The organism is Niallia oryzisoli (assembly GCF_036670025.1).
Lineage (GTDB): Bacteria > Bacillota > Bacilli > Bacillales > Cytobacillaceae > Bacillus_BD > Bacillus_BD oryzisoli.
The window spans coordinates 803,244-819,656 of the sequence record NZ_CP137640.1; the positions used below are offsets into that span (position 1 = coordinate 803,244).

Genomic DNA, 16,413 nt, shown 5'->3' on the forward strand with positions numbered 1-16,413 from the left:
TGCTAATATGATGAAAAGTAGGTATATTTCTTTATTTTCGATGAGGGGGAAAAGAGATGAGAGTTGGGAAAGGGAAGATAGCTTTACTGTGTTTGCTAGGCCTTATCATGATCTTCGCCAGTGCCTGTAATTCTGGAAAAAAGGAAACCTCCAATGAGGCAAAGGAGGATCCTATCAAAATCGGGGTTTTAGCATCGCAGACGGGTGCATTAGAATCTTATGGGAAACAGACAGTACGAGGTTTTGAGCTTGGGTTAGATTATGCAACAGATGGGACAAGAGAAGTCGACGGCCGAAAAATAGAGTTTATTGTGGAAGATACAGAAACGAAGCCTGAAGTGGCTGTGCAAAAAGCAACAAAGCTATTGGAAGAGGATGGGGTCGACTTCTTAGTTGGTTCGTCGAGCTCAGGGGATACATTAGCTGTATTACCGCTTGCAGAGGAATATGAAAAAATTATGGTGGTCGAGCCTGCGGTAGCTGATAGTATTACAGGTTCAGAGTTTAATCCATATATTTTCCGTACTGCCCGTAACTCCTCGCAGGATGCAGTTGCTGGGGCTGCAGCGATAGCAGATAAAGGAGTGAAAATTGCTACACTTGCACCTGATAACTCATTCGGCCGTGATGGCGTGGCTGCTTTTACAGAAAGTGCTAAAAAGCTTGGCGCAGAGATTGTCCATGAGGAATATGCTGATCCGTCGGCAACTGATTTTACATCTAACGTCCAAAAGGTAGTGGATTCAAAGCCTGATTATTTATTTGTCATTTGGGCTGGAGCCAATACTCCTTGGACGCAGATAGCCGATATGAAGGTGCAGGAAAAAGGCATCAAAATTTCGACCGGTGCACCTGACATCGCTGCACTAGGTACCATGGAGCCATTAGTTGGAATGGAGGGCTTCACCGTTTACTATCATGAGCTTCCAAAAAATGAAATCAATGATTGGCTTGTTAAAGAGCATAAGAAACGATTTGACGGCGAGGTTCCGGATCTCTTCACACCTGGAGGAATGAGTGCAGCGATCGCAATTGTTGAAGCACTTAAGAAAACAGAGGGCAATACAGATTCAGACACCCTTATTGAAACAATGGAAGGAATGAGCTTTGATACGCCAAAAGGGGAAATGACCTTCCGTAAAGAGGATCACCAAGCCCTGCAAACCCTTTATGCGATTAAGCTGGAGAAAAAGGAAGGGGTTCCATATCCAGTTCCTGTCTTAATCCGTGAGCTGGCTCCGGAAGAGACAGCACCGCCAATTAGAAATAAATAGAGCCGGATTAGCTTTAATTGAGGCCGTGCTATCATCATAGGCCGGCCTCGATGATTCTATATAGGGGTGGTGCTAATCATGAAAAATATTATTGAAACCCGTGAATTAACGATATCGTTCGGAGGGCATACAGCGGTGGATTCAGTCAGTCTTTCCGTTCCGGAGAATCATTTTAAATCGATTATCGGTCCAAATGGAGCAGGGAAAACGACCTTTTTTAACTTATTAAGCGGACAATTGCTGCCAACGAATGGGGAGATTTTTTTTAAGGGTGAAAATATAACCAATCTTTCTCCTATAAAAAGAACGAGAAAAGGGATTGGCCGCTCCTTTCAGATTACAAATGTATTTCCTAACCTCACGGTGCTTGAAAATGTGAGACTGGCTGTTCAATCTCAGGCAGGAATTCGCTATCAGATGCTGAAGCATGTTCGAAAATATAAAGAGCTGGAGGCAAAGGCAGAAGAATGGCTTGAGACGGTTTTATTAGATTCGAAGAAAAATATCTTGGCAAAAAATCTGGCTCACGGGGAAAAGCGGAAGCTGGAAATTGCGATGCTCTTGGCGTTAAATACAGAGGTGCTGTTATTGGATGAACCAACTGCCGGTATGTCGTTAGAGGAGGTTCCGGCTATTTTAGATGTGATTAAAAGGATAAAGGAAAAGGGGGACCGCACGATTCTTCTTATTGAGCACAAGATGGATATGATTCTGCATTTGTCAGATTCGGTAATGGTGTTATATAACGGAACCCTGTTAGCAGATGGTACTCCTGAAGAAATCATGAAAAACGAAACGGTCCAGTCCGCTTACTTAGGAGGGTCATTAGGATGAGCGTGCATCTTCGTCTACATGAGATTGAAACTTTTATAGGTCAATACCATATCCTCCAGGGAATTTCCTTTGAAGTGAAGAAGGGGGAAGTCACCGTTTTATTAGGAAGGAATGGAGCCGGGAAAACGACGACATTGCGAACGATAATGGGCTTAAATCCAGCTGCAAAAGGGATCGTCGAATTTAACGGGGAGGAAATTCAGAGATACCCAACGTATACGATTGCCCAAAAAGGGATTGGCTATGTACCGGAGGATCAAGGGATTTTTGCCCAGCTGACGGTAGAGGAAAATATGAAGGTAGCGATAAAAAAGGATAATAGAGAAACACAGGAAAGACTCGACTATATTCTAAATCTATTTCCTGATTTAAAAAAGTTCTGGAAACGGCCTGGAGGTTTATTAAGCGGCGGGCAAAAGCAAATGTTATCAATTGCACGCGCCTATATCAATGATAACCAGCTTCTATTGATCGATGAACCAAGCAAGGGTCTTGCCCCGATTATGGTCGAGAAGGTAATGGAATCGATCATGCAAATGAAAGAAAAAACAACGATCGTGCTAGTAGAGCAAAATTTTATGATGGCCAGTACGATTGGGGATTACTTCTATATTATTGACGACGGCAAAACGGTACACAATGGCACGATGAATGTGTTACGGGAAGATGAAGAGATGCGTCGCAAGTATTTGGGTATTGCTTAAGAGAGGAGGGGCAGGGATGGATGTATTTTTTAATTTAACGCTGAACGGTTTAGCAACAGGGATGCTGATCTTTCTCCTTGCTGCAGGTTTGACTTTAATATTTGGCTTGATGGATGTTCTTAATTTTGCCCATGGCGGATTATTTGCCTGGGGAGCCTATAGCGGAATTTGGATTTACTCTGCAACAGGCAGTTTTTTAATTGGAATCATAGGAGCTGTAGCAACAGGTTTTTTACTTGGATGGATTACGGAGAAATGGATTATCAAACCGGTATACGGGAATCACGTACAGCAAATTTTGATTACTTTAGGACTTATGCTTGTTTTGTCGGAGTTGTTAAAAGTGTTCTGGGGTCCCAATCAACTTTCGGCTTCTCCTCCTGATTTATTGAAGGGAAGCTGGGAAGCAGCAGGAATAGTCATTATTAAGTATCGTGTGTTTATAATTGCCGTCGGGCTGCTGATGTTCTTTTTTGTACAGTACATCCTAAAAAGGACAAAGATCGGTTTGGTTGTCCGTGCAGGTGTAATGAACAAGGAAATGGTTCAATCTTTAGGGATCAACATTCAAAAGGTGTTTATGTTTGTCTTTATGGCAGGCTCGGGGATGGCTGCTCTTGGCGGTGTGTTATTAGGTCCTTATTCTGGTGTTATTCATGCGGAGATGGGGATGGAATTTGCGATCTTAGCGTTTATTGTCGTAGTAATTGGTGGTATGGGCAGTTTCCCTGGCTCCATTTTAGCTGCGATATTAGTTGGTCTATCCGGCTCCTTTATGGCTTACTATGTACCCGATTTAAGTCTGGCAGTCAATATGCTGTTAATGGCTATTGTCCTCATATTTAGACCGCAGGGACTATTCGGGTTAAAGGGGTGAGAACATGTTGAGATTAAATAAGACGCGAAGCTACCTCTATTTGCTTACGGCCCTTTTTCTCCTTATTTTTCCGTTTGTTTACGAGTCACGAACACTGCTGATTTTGCTTACGCAGGTGTTTATTTTTGCGATGTTCGCGATGAGTTATGATTTGCTGCTTGGTTATACAGGAATTGTTTCATTCGGGCATGCGATGTTTTTTGGGATCGGAGCTTACACAATTGGTATCTTTATGAAAAACTATGAACCTTCCATTTTCTATCTGCTGATGGCCCTTCTCGTTACAGTTCTGTTGACCGGGATAATCAGCTTTTTCATCGGCTTGCTCACACTACGCTTGAAAAGTCATTTCTATGCCATGCTGACGCTTGCTTTTTCCGGTTTATTTCTTGTCCTTGCTGAAAAATGGAGAACCTTGACCTACGGGAATGATGGCTTCACTTTTAGAGTACCGGATGTGTTAAAAGATCGAACGGATTTTTATCTGATTAGTCTTGTTTTGATGATTTTTGTCTTTCTTGTCTTAAGAAGGTTTATTCATTCACCGCTTGGACGTGTCATACAGGCAATAAGAGAAAATGAACAAAGAACAGAGTCGCTTGGCTATAGTGTTCTTCATTATAAAATTATTGCTAGTGTAATCTCAGGTGTCATTGCAGGTGTTGCAGGAATGTTATATTCTATCTCACTTAGATTTGTTAATACAAGCGTTTTTGCCATAGATATTACGTTAGATGCTCTATTAATGACCATTATCGGCGGTGTCGGTACGCTTGTCGGGGCGGTAATCGGCTCCGGAATTATTGAAATGGCCCATCATTGGTTAACGGAAATGGCTAAAATCCATTGGATTTTTGAAAGATGGATAATTTTCTTTGGCATCATCTATATCCTTGCTGTCATGTTTTTCCCGCAAGGAATTGTGGGGACATTAAAGAATCTGAAGTTTAAAAAAAGAAGTCAATAGTAGAATAATGCAGTTAGAGGTGAGCAGAATGCAAATTGGTATTGTCAGTACAGGGATTTATCTGCCCGAGAGTGTGATTACAGGGGAAAATATTGCAAAAGTGGCAGGAATTCCAACAGAGATCGTGGAAAACAAGATGGGAATAAAGAAAAAAACAATTCCGGGACCGAATGACCACACTTGTGCGATGGGCGTGCTCGCGGCAAAGAAAGCGATCAGTAAGGCGGGAATTGATCCGCTTGAAATTGACGTAGTCATTTATATTGGGGAAGAGCATAAGGAATACCCTCTGTGGACGGCTGGGATTAAGCTCCAGGAGGAAATTGGGGCATATAACGCCTGGGCCTTTGATGCCGCGCTAAGATGCGGGACGACGATTATGGCGCTAAAGATTGCAAAGGATATGATGATCTCTGATCCATCGATTCATACTGTCCTGCTTGCCGGCGGGTATCGTAATGGAGACTTTATCGACTATAGTAACAAGAGAACTCAATTTATGTTCAATCTAGGTGCCGGCGGAGGTGCGATTCTTTTAAAAAAAGGGCATGAAAAAAACGTTATTCTAGAATCAAAGCTGATAACCGATGGTTCCTTTTCGGAGGATGTAGTGGTGGTTGCCGGCGGTACTAAGCAGCCGCTTACTGAGCAAAATCTCTCACTTCATAAGCTTGATGTACAGGATCTAGAAGGGATGAAAGCGAGATTAGAGCAAAAATCGATGCATAATTTTTTAAAGGTGATCCGCACGTCCCTTACGAACAGCGGATATTCGGAGCGGGATATCCGTTATCTTGGCCTGCTGCATATGAAAAGGTCTGCCCATGAATATGTCCTAAAAGAATTAGGCTTATCAAAAGATCAATCCATTTATCTGGAGGATTATGGTCATATCGGGCAAATCGATCAGATTCTATCATTAGAGCTGGCTGAGCGGGAAGGAAAGCTTAAAGACGGCGATATTGTCGTGCTGGTTAGTGCCGGAATTGGCTATGCTTGGGGAGCAACAACAATACGATGGGGAAAGGAAGAGGGCAAATGACCTTAACCAATGTGAAATACAAACAAGTGACGCTGCCAAATGGAGAGACCATTGCTTACCAGGAAAGAGAAGGCGGAGAGAAAAAGGTATTGCTGATTCATGGAAATATGACTTCTTCAAAACATTGGGATCTGGTACTAGAACAGATGGACCCGAAGTTTAAGATATACGCTGTTGATATGAGGGGGTTTGGACAATCCACCTATCATAAACGGATTCAATCCATTAAAGATTTTTCAGATGATATCAAGGGACTTGTGGATGCGATTGGATTAACGGATTTCGCCGTTATTGGCTGGTCAACAGGGGGCGGCGTAGGTATGCAGTTTGTGGCAGATTACGCAGAGTACTGCTCAAGGCTGGTACTTCTGGCCTCGACTTCAACGAGAGGTGTACCTTTTTATGGGACAAGGACGGATGGACTGCCGGATTTCGAAAATCGCTACACAACGTTTGAACAGATAAAGGCTGATAAGGATAAAATCATCCCCACCCAGAATGCTTATGACACAAAGGATCATGCTTTCTTAAAAGCGGTCTGGAACGCAGTCATCTACACGAAAAAACAACCGAACGAAGATAAATATGAGGCATATGTCAATGATATGCTGACGCAAAGAAATCTTGCAGAAGTGTACCACGCCTTAAATACCTTCAATATTAGTGATAAGCATAATGGAGTAATAGAAGGAAATGGCTTGGCGAAGAATATTCAACTTCCGGTATTGGTTCTTCGTGGTAATCGTGATTATGTTATCCCTGAACAAATGGCACAGGAAATTGTTGAGGACATTGGCAGTAATGCCAGATTTGCCGAATTAAAGGATTGTGGTCATTCTCCATTAATAGATGATTTGGACCAGCTGCTTCAAGTCATAACGGAATTTTTAGAAGAGTAGTAGCTTTGATACGGTGAAAGGATGGTGAGATGGGATTGGATTGGGAGTTTGATTGGATTACTAATAGAGCAAGGTTATCACCGCATACAGTAGCAATTGTTCATGCAGAGCAGGGAATAAACTGGACCTTTTCTGAAGTGAATCACCGTGCGCAAGCGGCGGCCAGTTGGTTAAAAAAGCAGGGCATTGTGAAAGGGGACCGGGTAGCATTACTGTCTCCCAATCATGTCGCTTATTTTGACTTGCTTTTTGCTTGTATAAAGCTAGGTGCAATCTTTGTTCCGATCAATTGGCGCTTATCTTCTCATGAAATTGATTATATCCTTCAGGATTGTACGCCGAAGTTAATTGGTTTTCATTCCAGTTTTGTGGAAAAAGTGGCTGAGCTGGATTATGTACAGCTGGAGCCGATTACTTTTGAGATTGATCATGAAGGATATTTCGCTAAAGAGATTTCGTTAGAAGGGGAAGTAGAAATCTCGGAACTGGATCCTCTTGCCATTCTTTATACAGGAGGAACAACAGGAAAGCCAAAAGGGGTCGTGTTATCACATCAATCGATCATTTGGAATGGATTGAACACGGTTTTGAGCTGGAATCTATCAAAGGAAGATACGACGTTAACGTATATGCCGCTATTTCATACCGGGGGCTTAAATGCACTATCTATTCCTCTGCTCATGGTTGGCGGAAAAGTGGTGATTGCCAGTGATTACGACCCTGTTGAGGCCATCCGGTATTTAAATCATTATCACTGTACGATTGTCTTATTAGTTCCAACGATGTATCACATGATGGTGAATACAGATGAATTTAAGAAGAGCCTTTTTCCGACTGTGAAAATTTTTCTGTCCGGCGGGGCGCCCTGTTCATTAGAAATTTATAAAGCTTTTCGAAGCAGAGGGTTAACTTTTAAAGAGGGGTATGGCTTAACGGAAGCGGGTCCCAATAATTTTTATATTGACCCGGACAAGGTGGATGAGAAACTAGGCTCAGTCGGAAAACCGATGCTGTTTAATATAGTAAAAATTATAAATGAGGACGGAGAACAGGCTGGGACTGATGAGGTAGGAGAATTATTAATCAAAGGCAAGCATGTTTTCTTAAACTATTGGAACAACCAAGAGGCAACTGATGAAGCCCTGTCCTCCAACTGGCTTCAAACCGGTGATTTAGCCAAAAAAGACGGTGACGGCTACTACTATATCGTGGGCCGGAAAAAAGACATGATCATAACAGGCGGGGAAAATGTCTATCCGCTTGAAGTGGAGCATTGGATTACCGAACTCCCGCAGGTAGCAGAAGCAGCTGTTGTAGGATTACCCGACCAAAAATGGGGAGAAATCGTAGCAGCCTTTATTGTCCTGAAGGAAAATGAACAGCTAACCAAAGAAGATATAAAACACCATTGCGCAACTAAACTAGGAAAATACAAAGTCCCTAAACAAATCATCTTCCTCAACCAACTCCCAAAAACACACGTAGGAAAAATCGATAAAAAGGCGTTAAAGAAGCATGGGGACGGTTCTACTGCTACCAAAAATTAAAAAAACATACTAGAATATTAAAACATTAAAACTTCTGTTCAGCGCATTAAAGCGGTGGGGGACAGTCCCCCGCCGCTTTAATGCGCTGAACTATTTAAACGGATCGGTTATATTCCTTTTTGCTCACAGTAGTCATCGATAAGCTCTTCAATTTGATCAAATTCAGGGTATTTTCCGGAAAAGGAAAAGGTTAATTCTTCGATAAACTGCCCTTTATGATAGATATGAATGGCTCCATTTTGCTCGATTACGCTATATTCTGGTTCAAACCGATATCCATTCCTTTCAACCGCGCCCATGCAATACAACTCCTTTAACGTAAATTAAACTGCCAAACATAGTATTACACAAAAGGACTGGAAAAATTTTAAAATTTTCTTTGCTTTTCTATTGAAAATATCTTTACATTCTGTTTATTCAAACTTAAAATATAGACAAATAAATGTCAAAAAATAGTCAATAATTTGTCACAATTTAAATAAATTTATTACAAAGGAGTGTCTGTATGAACGGTTTACTATTAACTTCTTTACTATTACTCTTATCATATTATCTCGTGACTCTTTTCAGTAACTCACCTGTCATCGCATTCGTTCTATTTATGTTAACCATTGTCGCAATGGTAGGTGCCATTTACCAAGAACTTGGAAAGCATAGAAGAATTCGTCATTTAACAATTATTAAATAAAATTCATAGAATAACTTCAAAAGACCTAATCCGAGTGATTAGGTCTTTTTTAAGTGTTTATCTTTTTTAATAGGCAGTTTCACCGCTGTCAAGGCTTACCTGCCAATGAATACCGAACTTGTCAGTAACTTGACCGTAACATTTGCTCCAAAATGTTTCTTGAAGCTCCATATTGACAGTACCGCCTTCTTTTAATTTATCAAAGGAAGACTTAATTTTATTCTCATCCTTACTGACTAGTGAAAGGGTAATATTGTTTCCTTCACTCACTTCCATACCTGGGAAGGCATCTGAAAACATCACATTACTGCCATCAATTGTAAGTCTGGTATGCATCACTAAATTTTTCGCTTCCTCCGGCAATGGATAATTTGGGTCTTGAGGACTTTCACCAAAGGTCATGATTTTTGGTTTTTCTTCTCCAAAAGCCTCTGCGTAAAATTCAACTGCTTCACGACAGTTCCCATTAAAAGTTAAATAAACATCTACTGACATTTGAATCACTCCTATTTCAGATTTAATCATTTCATATCAATTAAGTGGACAAACTATCTATAGCCAATTTTAGAATTAAGCATACCATCTTTGAAAAACAAATGATTTATAGAAAATCAGCAAGCAAAATCATGAATGGCAAACAAGGGATACTCGTAAGTGAAGCGAAATAATAATAGTATACATCTTACAATATAGGAGAGTTATGCAATGGATCTACAATTACAAGGAAAAAACGTTCTTATCACAGGAGGTTCGAAAGGGATCGGAAAATCAATTGCGGCCGCCTTTCTGTCTGAAGGGGCTAATGTTTCCATTGTTGGCCGCAGCAGAGAATTTTTAGAAAAAGCAAATGAAGAATTGGGCGGTAATGTTTCACTCTTTCAAGCTGATCTGACCAAAAGTGAAGAACGGGAAAAACTCATCCAAACGTTTATGGAGGAAAAAGGAACGATTGATATCCTCATTAACAATGCCGGCGGCAGTAATGGAGGAAAAGCGGCGGAAACAGATTTGGACTTATTTTATGAAGCCATGGAGTTGAATTACTTCTCGGCTGTACATTTAAGCAAAATAGTGATTCCGCATATGAAAAAGTCAAAAAGCGGTTCGATTATTAATATTACCTCTATATTTGGCAGAGAGAGCGGTGGAAAGGTAACGTATAATAACACAAAAGCTGCATTGATCAGCTTTACTAAAGCATTGGCAGATGAAGTGATTTCTGATGGAATACGCGTCAACAGTATTGCCCCTGGAAGTATTCTTCATGATACAGGAAATTGGAAAAGAAGGCTTGAAGCGGATCCTGTAGGGATACAGAAATTTGTCCAAGATGAAATCCCTGCCGGACGTTTTGGTACTCCTGAGGAAATAGCGAATGTATCTGTTTTTCTTGCTTCAGATAAGGCCTCATGGATTGTCGGTGCAAGCATCAATGTCGACGGCGGTCAGTCCCGGATGAATTTTTAATATCGAAAATGGTTACAAAAATCGAAAGTAGGTCAATTTTTATATGACCATAAAGAAAACTCGCCAAATACATTCAGCGAGTTTTTCTTATTTATCTATAGTTAAAAAACTTTTATTTTTTTAATACAGCTTGTAATTCATTGGACTTTTCCCACTCGATAGGTAATCCTACGTAATTTTCAGCAATCATTGTTAAGCCGGCTTCATATGAAGTATAGTAATCAAGGTCTGCCAGCTGAATACCACGTTCAAAAGAGTCAAGGTTTGGATTCGCATGAAGAAGCTTTGTCATGAAGGAAGAGAAGCGTTCTGCTTTCCACACACGACGAAGGCATATTTCTGAATATCTATCTAGTATATCGGTGCTGCCAGTTTGATAGAATTCGGTAATTCCACGAGCCATTACTTTAACATCAGTAGCGGCTAAATTAAGTCCTTTCGCTCCCGTAGGGGGAACAGTATGAGCGGCATCACCTGCGATAAATAGGCGGCCATGCTGCATGGTTTCACAAATGAAACTACGCATTTGGATAATTCCTTTTGAGTTAATCGGTCCATCTGGTATCTGCCATCCATCATGGGTCTTTGTTCTTTCGTTTAATTCTGTCCAAATTCGATCATCTGACCAATTAGTGATATCATCGTTTGCATCCACTTGTAAATAATGACGTTGTAAAATTGGAGTACGTGTACTTAATAAAGCAAACCCTTTATCATGGTTGGCATAAATGAGTTCATCTGCTGCTGGTGCAGAATCAGATAGTATGCCTAACCAGCCATCCTTATAGATATGGAGATGTTCTTTCCTAATATTATCAGGAATCGCTTTACGGCTTGGTCCATGAAAACCGTCGCAGCCGGCAATAAAATCACAAACCAATTCTTCGTCCATGCCATTTTTACGGTATCTTATTTTTGGCTGATCTGTATCGATGTCATGTAATGTGACATCCTCTACGTCAAAGATAATATCTTTGCCATTTTTGTAACGAGCGTTCACTAAGTCGATAATGACTTCATGCTGCGGATACACGACGACTTGCTTTCCTCCAGAGTATTTTTTTAGATCAATACGGCGTCTTTGGCCATTGAACTGAAAGTAGTTGCCATCATGAAAATAACCTTCACGATCCATCCGATCGCCTACACCAATTTCTCTTAAAATATCAATTGTCGTTTGTTCCAGAATTCCTGCCTTTACTGTTCCCTCAATATTGTCTCTTGATTTACGTTCTAAGATAACAGAATCAATCCCTTGTTGATGAAGATATTGTGCAAGAATAAGCCCAGCTGGTCCAGCTCCAATAATCCCTACTTGTGTTCGCATAATTTTATCCCCTTTGTAAACGTTTTTATTTTGTTTATAAGGAAATGATATATTAAAAATATTCGGAATAATACAAAGTGTTTCTTATATACGAAACAAATATTTTTTTGTTTATTCTTAATATTATAAATAATCTAAAATAAATAAAAAAGTTTCGTATATAAGAAAATAACTATTTTATTCCAAAAATTATCTATTTATTATTAACACTATCAAAATGATAAAAAATAAATATAAAGGAGAAATTAAAATGCGTACTATTGTTGCACAAGACGTTGTTTCTGTAAGTAAATTTAACCGCTTTCATTTACTTGTTTTTATCTGGTGTTTTTATGCTATAGGTTTTGATGGTTATGATATTGCGATGTATGGTGTCGGATTACCTTGGATGATGGAAGAGTGGAATTTATCCGCACTGCAGGCAGGTGCGGTTGGAAGTTATTCATTATTTGGGATGATGATAGGTGCCCTCGTCTTAGCTCCGGTTGCTGATAAATTTGGCCGAAAAAACGTCATTGTGATTTGTATGTTTTTGTTCAGCGCATTTACGTTAGCTGCAGGGCTTTCTCCTAATATTACGTGGTTTACGGTTATGCGTTTTCTAGCTGCGATTGGTATGGGTGGTTTGATGCCGAATTGTATTTCGCTCATGACAGAGTATTCCCCCAAAAAAAATCGTGCCCTTCTTGTGGGAGCAATTTATATCGGATATGCGCTAGGCGGTATTTTGGCTTCGTTGATTGGCATGTATTTGATTCCGCTTACAGGCTGGCGTACATTGTACTATATTGGCGCGATTCCACTACTGACGATTCCGTTTTTCATTAAGCAGTTTCCTGAATCGCTTTCCTATTATTTAGCAAGAAAACAGGTTAGAAAAATAGTTGAAATTCTTAATAAAGTGAAGCCAGATGGAAATTTCACAGAAACAGATGATTATCAGCTTCATTCAGCAGAAACAGCAGGGAAGGGCTTCCCGGTTAAAAAATTGTTCACCAACAATCGAGCTTTTAGTACAATTGCTATTTGGCTAGCGATATTCTGCACAATGATGATGGCCTACGGCTTAAATACATGGCTGCCAAAAATGATGCAAGATTCAGGATTTAGTCTCACTTCGAGTTTGTCCTTTAACATTATGCTTTGCGTTGGCCAAATTGCAGGTACGTTGCTAGGTGGATATTTGGCTGGAAAAGTGGGGCACCGGAAAGTTCTAGTTTCGTTATATTTAATAGGTGTTGTGACATTCATTGCATTGAGCGTAACAACGAATGTTGCTCTTGTATACTTTTTAATTTTCTTAGGAGGAGCAAGTACAGTGGGTGTGATGAACTTAGGGAATCCGTACATTACTGAATATTATCCGCGTGAAATCCGCGCAACTGGAATGGGTTATGCGCAAGCGATCGGACGGATCGGTTCTATCCTTGCTCCGACTTTAATCGCCATGATTCTTGTCACGGGGGTCGATCCAAAATTGGCTTTTGCTACATTTGCCGTACCAAGTATTTTGGCAGCTATTGGCTTTGCGTTAGTTCAAGAGAAGTATGGGTCTTTTGACAAAGTAGTCGGGGAAGATGATGCTGAAAAGGGATCAATGAAAGTAGGTAATGCATAGGATACTTAGTTATCGGATATTATGCGAATTAAAAGCGGCTAACTCCTTCTAAATTCAAGCTTTAGAAGGAGTTAGCCGCTTTATTTGTTCAGGGAGAGTTAAATCAATAAGGAAATTGGGATAAATATTACCATTATAATGTTATAAAAAATAACGCATTCAATGCGTTATTAATTTGAAATATGAATATGACTTAAGGAAAAACAAAAAACTATGTCATATTTTCTTACACGAATATGGATATATAACAAATCTTATCATATGATGAATCCATATTATTCATAGATAACGTCTGTAAATCGATTGGAGGATTCTACGTGGTAAAACAAAAGCTTGTACTGATTGGGAATGGGATGGCTGGAATTAGGTGTCTAGAAGAAATTCTAAAGATAGAAAAGAATGCGTTTGAAATAACGGTTTTTGGAAGTGAAAATCACCCAAACTATGATCGCATTCAATTATCAAAAGTATTGCAGGGAGATACAGCAATAGAAGATATTACGTTAAATGATTGGAATTGGTACGAACAAAATAATATTCTTCTCCATTCTGGAGAAACGGTAACCCGAATCGATACGGAAAAACAAATCGTAATTTCTGACAAAAATCGTGAGGTTGCTTACGATAAATTAATTCTTGCAACAGGATCGGTTCCTTTTATACTTCCTCTTCCAGGTGCTGATAAAGAAGGGGTTACTGCTTTCCGGAATATAGAAGACTGCGAAAAAATGATTGAATACTCAAAAAAGTATAAAAAAGCGGCTGTCATTGGTGGTGGATTATTAGGTCTTGAGGCTGCAAGAGGCCTATTGAATCTAGGAATGGAAGTGGATGTTATCCATCTTGCTGATTATTTAATGGAAAGACAATTAGATGAAGCTGCTGCAAACCTGCTCCGAAAGGAACTGGAAAAGCAGGGGATGAACTTTTTGTTAAGAAAACAAACGCAGGAGATCATCGGTGAAAACAGAGTCGAGGGACTGCGTTTTAGCGATGGGGAAGAAATCAAAGCAGATCTTGTGGTCATGGCGGTTGGAATTAAACCAAATACAAGTATCGCTATAGAAAGCGGAATTCCGGTCAATCGAGGAATCCTTGTTAATGATTATATGGAGACAGAGATTTCGAATGTGTTTGCGGTCGGTGAATGTGCAGAGCACCGCGGCATGGTGTATGGGCTAGTTGCACCGCTTTATGAACAAGGGAAAGCATTGGCTGGGAAAATCTGCAGCATTGATGTGAAGCCTTATGAAGGAACAGTACTTTCTACTAAATTAAAGGTTTCTGGTGTTGATGTTTTCTCAGCCGGAATCATTAATGAAGATGAACAAACAAAGGTCATTAAGGAATTTAATGATTGGAAAGGTACTTATAAGAAGATTCTTATTCAGGATGATAAAATTTCAGGCTCCGTTTTATTTGGTGATACAAAAGAAGGCACGAAGCTGTTGAGTTTGATTAATAAAGGCGCAAATGTATCTGAGTATCTTGAAAAGGATGAAAGTAATGATGCAGGAGTAAGTTTTGTTGCTTCCCTGCCAAATGATGAAATCATCTGCGGCTGTAATGGTGTAACAAAAGGGGATATTGTAAACGCAATTGAAACGCAAGGTCTGACAAATATCGACGAAGTAAAAGGCTGTACGAATGCTTCAAGATCATGTGGAGGATGTAAACCGTTAGTAGCTGATATTCTTGAGCTTACATTAGGTGATGAATTTAGTAAAGCTAATCAAAAAGAAGCGATTTGCAGTTGTACTACTTTATCACGAGATGAGGTTGTTACAGCTATACGTAATATGAATCTTAAAACAACAAGGGAAGTTATGAATGTACTTGAATGGAATACAATCGATGGCTGCTCCAAATGTAAGCCGGCATTGAACTATTATTTAGGCATGATTTATCCGCTTGAATATGAGGATGAAAAAGAATCGCGCTTTGTAAACGAACGTCTGCATGCCAATATTCAAAAGGATGGTACTTTCTCAGTTGTACCAAGAATGTATGGCGGTGTGACAAACCCAGAGCAGTTACGGAAAATTGCCGATGTGGCTGAAAAGTATGATGTGAAGTTATTGAAAGTGACTGGCGGACAGCGGATTGATATGTTCGGTATTGAAAAAGAAGACCTTCCAAAGGTATGGGCTGAACTGGATATGCCGTCAGGGTATGCATATGGTAAAACTCTTCGTACTGTAAAAACATGCGTGGGTGCAGAGTTTTGCCGATTCGGAACTCAAGATTCTATCGGGCTGGGTATCGCTTTAGAAAAGAAATTTGAACGAATCAGTACTCCTCATAAATTTAAAATGGCTGTTTCGGCTTGTCCGAGAAATTGTGCTGAATCAGGTATTAAGGATCTTGGTGTTGTCGGTGTGGACGGCGGATACCAAATTTATGTTGGAGGGAACGGTGGAACTGATTTAAGAGCGGCCGATCTATTATGCAAAGTAAAAACAAGTGAAGAAGTAATTGAGATTACCGGAGCTTATTTCCAGTATTATCGTGAAACAGGAATCTATTTAGAAAGAACCTCTAAATGGGTTGAGAGAATGGGACTCGATCATATTCGATCTGTGATGGAAGATGATCGAAAACGACTTGAACTAAATATACGTTTAGATGAAGCGTTGACTGTAGCGCAAGAACCGTGGAAAGAAATTGTTGAAAGTGAAAGGCTTCAAAAAGAATTATTTGAAAAAGTGAAAATTCCGGTAACGGTCGAATAAAAGGGAACCGGGGGTTGACTCCTGTTTCCATGATATTCGATGAACTATGGGGAGAAGATGATTGCCTGTAAAGACGGGACATAATGATCTGGAGGAATAAGTGATGGAAAAAACAAAAACAATTCAGCGAATTAAAGTAGCCGCAGTGGATGAAATCCCACAAAAGTTAGGAAAAACAGTCCATATAGGTCCACATGAGATAGCGTTATTTCATTTAGAGACAGGGGAATTTCGTGCGATCGAAAATCGCTGTCCTCATAAAGGTGGGGTTCTTGTAGAAGGAATGGTAAGTGGTGATCATGTATTTTGTCCAATGCATGATTGGAAAATTAACGTAAATGATGGCCAGGTTCAAAAACCGGATAACGGCTGTGTTAAAACCTTTAAGGTAGAAGTTGAAAACAATGAAGTTTTTATCGTTCTGTAAATAATTCTTG

General features: G+C 40.0%; 16 protein-coding genes. 13 read left to right on the top strand and 3 right to left on the bottom strand.

The genetic code is table 11. The annotated features are described in order from the left end of the window. The first annotated feature begins 56 nt into the window (after window positions 1–56). The 8 genes from R4Z09_RS03970 to R4Z09_RS04005 all read left to right on the top strand — a co-directional run bounded on the left by R4Z09_RS03970 (window position 57) and on the right by R4Z09_RS04005 (window position 8,144). A complete protein-coding gene (locus tag R4Z09_RS03970; RefSeq protein ID WP_338451090.1) occupies window positions 57–1,274 on the top strand; it encodes a substrate-binding domain-containing protein in 1,218 nt (405 codons plus the stop codon). Between the two features lie 78 nt (window positions 1,275–1,352). After that, on the top strand, window positions 1,353–2,108 hold the full coding sequence (locus R4Z09_RS03975) for an ABC transporter ATP-binding protein (protein ID WP_338451091.1): 756 nt from the start codon (window positions 1,353–1,355) through the stop codon (window positions 2,106–2,108). Further along, window positions 2,105–2,812 carry an ABC transporter ATP-binding protein gene (locus tag R4Z09_RS03980; protein WP_338451092.1) on the top strand — a complete coding sequence of 236 codons (708 nt, stop codon included), beginning with the start codon at window positions 2,105–2,107 and terminating at the stop codon, window positions 2,810–2,812. Before R4Z09_RS03975 ends, R4Z09_RS03980 begins: the two co-directional genes overlap by 4 nt. Before the next feature lie 16 nt (window positions 2,813–2,828). Further along, window positions 2,829–3,689, top strand: coding sequence for a branched-chain amino acid ABC transporter permease (locus R4Z09_RS03985; RefSeq protein WP_338451093.1), 861 nt, complete (start codon window positions 2,829–2,831; stop codon window positions 3,687–3,689). 4 nt (window positions 3,690–3,693) lie between these two features. After that, a complete protein-coding gene (locus R4Z09_RS03990; RefSeq protein WP_338451094.1) occupies window positions 3,694–4,656 on the top strand; it encodes a branched-chain amino acid ABC transporter permease in 963 nt (320 codons plus the stop codon). A gap of 28 nt (window positions 4,657–4,684) precedes the next feature. Beyond that, a complete protein-coding gene (locus tag R4Z09_RS03995) occupies window positions 4,685–5,698 on the top strand; it encodes a 3-oxoacyl-ACP synthase (RefSeq protein ID WP_338451095.1) in 1,014 nt (337 codons plus the stop codon). Next, a complete protein-coding gene (locus tag R4Z09_RS04000) occupies window positions 5,674–6,597 on the top strand; it encodes an alpha/beta hydrolase (protein ID WP_338451096.1) in 924 nt (307 codons plus the stop codon). Before R4Z09_RS03995 ends, R4Z09_RS04000 begins: the two co-directional genes overlap by 25 nt. Before the next feature lie 29 nt (window positions 6,598–6,626). Then, the gene (locus tag R4Z09_RS04005) at window positions 6,627–8,144 is read left to right on the top strand and encodes a long-chain fatty acid--CoA ligase (RefSeq protein WP_338451097.1); all 1,518 of its coding nucleotides are present in this window, start codon (window positions 6,627–6,629) and stop codon (window positions 8,142–8,144) included. Between the two features lie 107 nt (window positions 8,145–8,251). On the opposite strand, the gene R4Z09_RS04010 is transcribed toward R4Z09_RS04005, so the two are convergent. After that, complete coding sequence (locus R4Z09_RS04010; protein ID WP_338451098.1) at window positions 8,252–8,443, bottom strand: YbxH family protein; 192 nt, start codon at window positions 8,441–8,443, stop codon at window positions 8,252–8,254. Between the two features lie 206 nt (window positions 8,444–8,649). On the opposite strand from R4Z09_RS04010, the gene R4Z09_RS04015 reads away from it, so the two are divergent. Beyond that, the gene (locus R4Z09_RS04015; protein ID WP_338451099.1) at window positions 8,650–8,832 is read left to right on the top strand and encodes a hypothetical protein; all 183 of its coding nucleotides are present in this window, start codon (window positions 8,650–8,652) and stop codon (window positions 8,830–8,832) included. Between the two features lie 66 nt (window positions 8,833–8,898). Here the strand turns inward: R4Z09_RS04015 and R4Z09_RS04020 are convergent, their stop codons facing one another. Next, a complete protein-coding gene (locus tag R4Z09_RS04020; protein ID WP_338451100.1) occupies window positions 8,899–9,327 on the bottom strand; it encodes a glyoxalase/bleomycin resistance/extradiol dioxygenase family protein in 429 nt (142 codons plus the stop codon). A gap of 210 nt (window positions 9,328–9,537) precedes the next feature. Between R4Z09_RS04020 and R4Z09_RS04025 the strand changes: the two genes are divergently transcribed. After that, window positions 9,538–10,299, top strand: coding sequence for a glucose 1-dehydrogenase (locus R4Z09_RS04025; protein ID WP_338451101.1), 762 nt, complete (start codon window positions 9,538–9,540; stop codon window positions 10,297–10,299). Between the two features lie 112 nt (window positions 10,300–10,411). Here R4Z09_RS04025 and R4Z09_RS04030 read toward each other — a convergent pair whose 3' ends face one another. Continuing rightward, window positions 10,412–11,626 (bottom strand): 4-hydroxybenzoate 3-monooxygenase, encoded by a 1,215-nt coding sequence (locus R4Z09_RS04030; protein ID WP_338451102.1) that lies wholly within the window; start codon window positions 11,624–11,626, stop codon window positions 10,412–10,414. A gap of 250 nt (window positions 11,627–11,876) precedes the next feature. Here R4Z09_RS04030 and R4Z09_RS04035 point away from each other — a divergent pair, with 250 nt between their 5' ends. The 3 genes from R4Z09_RS04035 to nirD all read left to right on the top strand — a co-directional run bounded on the left by R4Z09_RS04035 (window position 11,877) and on the right by nirD (window position 16,403). Then, the gene (locus R4Z09_RS04035; RefSeq protein WP_338451103.1) at window positions 11,877–13,244 is read left to right on the top strand and encodes an MFS transporter; all 1,368 of its coding nucleotides are present in this window, start codon (window positions 11,877–11,879) and stop codon (window positions 13,242–13,244) included. A 317-nt stretch (window positions 13,245–13,561) separates the two neighbouring features. Then, on the top strand, window positions 13,562–15,976 hold the full coding sequence (gene nirB / locus R4Z09_RS04040; protein ID WP_338451104.1) for a nitrite reductase large subunit NirB: 2,415 nt from the start codon (window positions 13,562–13,564) through the stop codon (window positions 15,974–15,976). Between the two features lie 103 nt (window positions 15,977–16,079). Then, window positions 16,080–16,403 carry a nitrite reductase small subunit NirD gene (gene nirD / locus R4Z09_RS04045; protein WP_338451105.1) on the top strand — a complete coding sequence of 108 codons (324 nt, stop codon included), beginning with the start codon at window positions 16,080–16,082 and terminating at the stop codon, window positions 16,401–16,403. The last annotated feature ends 10 nt before the right edge of the window (window positions 16,404–16,413 follow it).

Coding starts and splice junctions, on each gene's coding strand:
- R4Z09_RS03970 (WP_338451090.1), top strand. CDS start 57: ATGAGAGTTGGGAAAGGGAAGATAGCTTTACTGTGTTTGCTAGGCCTT.
- nirD (WP_338451105.1), top strand. CDS start 16,080: ATGGAAAAAACAAAAACAATTCAGCGAATTAAAGTAGCCGCAGTGGAT.
- R4Z09_RS03985 (WP_338451093.1), top strand. CDS start 2,829: ATGGATGTATTTTTTAATTTAACGCTGAACGGTTTAGCAACAGGGATG.
- R4Z09_RS03980 (WP_338451092.1), top strand. CDS start 2,105: ATGAGCGTGCATCTTCGTCTACATGAGATTGAAACTTTTATAGGTCAA.
- R4Z09_RS04015 (WP_338451099.1), top strand. CDS start 8,650: ATGAACGGTTTACTATTAACTTCTTTACTATTACTCTTATCATATTAT.
- R4Z09_RS04000 (WP_338451096.1), top strand. CDS start 5,674: ATGGGGAAAGGAAGAGGGCAAATGACCTTAACCAATGTGAAATACAAA.
- R4Z09_RS04020 (WP_338451100.1), bottom strand. CDS start 9,327: ATGTCAGTAGATGTTTATTTAACTTTTAATGGGAACTGTCGTGAAGCA.
- R4Z09_RS04025 (WP_338451101.1), top strand. CDS start 9,538: ATGGATCTACAATTACAAGGAAAAAACGTTCTTATCACAGGAGGTTCG.
- R4Z09_RS04035 (WP_338451103.1), top strand. CDS start 11,877: ATGCGTACTATTGTTGCACAAGACGTTGTTTCTGTAAGTAAATTTAAC.
- R4Z09_RS04005 (WP_338451097.1), top strand. CDS start 6,627: ATGGGATTGGATTGGGAGTTTGATTGGATTACTAATAGAGCAAGGTTA.
- R4Z09_RS03975 (WP_338451091.1), top strand. CDS start 1,353: ATGAAAAATATTATTGAAACCCGTGAATTAACGATATCGTTCGGAGGG.
- R4Z09_RS04010 (WP_338451098.1), bottom strand. CDS start 8,443: ATGGGCGCGGTTGAAAGGAATGGATATCGGTTTGAACCAGAATATAGC.
- R4Z09_RS04030 (WP_338451102.1), bottom strand. CDS start 11,626: ATGCGAACACAAGTAGGGATTATTGGAGCTGGACCAGCTGGGCTTATT.
- R4Z09_RS03995 (WP_338451095.1), top strand. CDS start 4,685: ATGCAAATTGGTATTGTCAGTACAGGGATTTATCTGCCCGAGAGTGTG.
- R4Z09_RS03990 (WP_338451094.1), top strand. CDS start 3,694: ATGTTGAGATTAAATAAGACGCGAAGCTACCTCTATTTGCTTACGGCC.